This window comes from Frankia sp. AgKG'84/4 (genome assembly GCF_023242965.2).
In the GTDB taxonomy this organism is placed as follows: Bacteria; Actinomycetota; Actinomycetes; order Frankiales; family Frankiaceae; genus Frankia.
Genome location: NZ_JALKFU020001015.1, coordinates 1 through 1789 on the forward strand (window position 1 = coordinate 1; position 1789 = coordinate 1789).

General features: G+C 74.6%; 2 protein-coding genes and 1 pseudogene. 1 reads left to right on the forward strand and 2 read right to left on the reverse strand.

Features of this window, described 5'->3' with window-relative positions; genetic code table 11:
• Positions 1-421 (reverse strand): annotated as a pseudogene (locus MXD58_RS26880) (hypothetical protein); the annotation flags it as partial.
• Positions 422-435: 14 nt separating this feature from the next.
• Positions 436-1146, reverse strand: a complete 711-nt coding sequence (locus tag MXD58_RS26885; RefSeq protein WP_248837729.1) for a hypothetical protein — start codon at positions 1144-1146, stop codon at positions 436-438.
• 449 nt (positions 1147-1595) lie between these two features.
• Between MXD58_RS26885 and MXD58_RS26890 the strand changes: the two genes are divergently transcribed.
• On the forward strand, positions 1596-1789 hold a 194-nt coding region (locus MXD58_RS26890; RefSeq protein WP_250610609.1), incomplete at its 3' end, for a multinuclear nonheme iron-dependent oxidase.

The window sequence follows — 1789 nt, forward strand, 5'->3', positions numbered from 1 at the left end:
CCCCCCACGCCCCCACCAGGGCTAACAGGGACCAGTGTCCGGCAACAAAAAGCCCCCCCCCGCCGACGCCCCATTCGGCGGCCCGCCCGGCCCCCACGACTGCGGCGCTGCCGACGCGGGTCACCGCGAGCCCGGCCAGCCACAGTGAGGCGACCGCACCGCTGGGCGCGCCGAGCAGCGCCAGGCCCAGCTGCCCGTCGCCCAGGCCCAGGTCGCTTTTGACCTGCGGTACCCGCGGCGCCCAGCTCCCGAGCACCACGGCCAGCACGAACAGCACGACCATGGTGGCGGCGCGGGCCAGGGCCAGGCGCCGGCGCGTCCCGTGTTCACCCTCGGCACGCTCGCCCGGTGCGGCAGGTGTCGGTTGATCGTCGCGGCCGGGACATCGGGGCGCCGCCGCGCCGGGCCACGATGACCCCATCCGACGAACCTGGCCTACACCGGCCGTGCGCTGGCCGACGCCCAGCGCAGCCAGGCGAGGTAGGCGGCGGGGTCGGCGTGGGCGCTGTCCTGCGCGCCGGGGCGGACGTGCTCGATCGTCGCGTCGGGGCGCAGCCGCAGCATCGTGGTGGCCCCGCGCCGCAGGGCGGCGCCGGGCCAGGCGTCGCCGTCGAGGACCGGAATGCGCTCGCCGAACATCACCCGGGCCTGCGCCGCGCGGGCGGCGGGGCGGCGCCCGGTGCGGTTCGCGCTGCTGACGTACAGGGCGGTGAAACCGCGGACCAACGGGCGCAGCGGCGCCCAGCGGGCCCCGAACAGCAACGCGTGAGCGTCGCGGACCGACGGTGCCAGCCAGTGCGGCGCCGCCTGCCCGGCGCGTAGCGGCACCAGCAGCGTGACCCGTTCGGCGACGAGCAGACGCCGGGCCAGCGCCATACCCTCGCCGTCGAGGGCGAGGGCGGCGGCGAGTTCACCGAGCTGCGCGTCGCGGGTGATCCACAGGGCGACCTCCTGGTCGTAGGGCCGGCCCTTCGCGGTGTTCACCGCGGTCGGGGAGGTCCCCACGACGAGGTAGGTCAGCGGCGGGGGGTTCGGCAGCACCACCGCCGCGCCGGCGGCCAGTGCGTCGCGCACCGGTCGCAGTACGGACGCCTCCGGTGTCCACCTTTCCACGTCGTCGTCCTCTTTCAGGGCGCGGTGATGCATGTGCGGCTCTCCCCGTTGTCCTGGCGTCCCCCGTCGCGGGCCGACTCCTCCAGCGCCATCCGATCCCGGAGCGCCATCCGATCGGCCCGCGCCGACTCCCGAACCAGGTCAGGGGCCACGCCGTGGCTCTGCCTTCCGTTCCGCACCGGCGATGCGCACGTCCGTTGTCCCCCGTCCCGCTAAGAACACGACGCTGCGCACCGTCTCACGTTCCGTCGGATCAGGGTCGAAAGTCCCGGGAACCGGCCGGTGAACCAGACAGCCGACCGGACATTCCTGGCGACACACCTCGCTGCGGCGGAAGTGCGCGACGCCACCACAGCCGCCCCCACAATTTTCCGACCCAATGATCCGCAGCGTGGTGGGGTGGCGCGGAAATCGGGTGGTCAACAGTGTGACAGTGCAGGACTGAGCGGCCGTTGACCTGCGACGATCGTGGGGTGTCGGTGGTGACCGGGTTCGGGGTGGGCTGGCGGCCGGAGCTGGCCGGTGCGCTCGCCGAGCGCACCGACCTGCGCTTCGTCGAGGTGATCGCGGAGAACATCGGCCTCGACGGGCGGGCGTTCGCGCCCGGGGCGCCCGCGCCCGCCGAGCTGGGCGTGCCGGTGGTCGTGCACGGCATCGGGCTCTCCCTCGGCGGCGC

What these genes read in the sequence shown, in the direction of transcription:
- MXD58_RS26885 (WP_248837729.1), bottom strand. Translation starts at nt 1,146, where the DNA reads ATGCATCACCGCGCCCTGAAAGAGGACGACGACGTGGAAAGGTGGACA.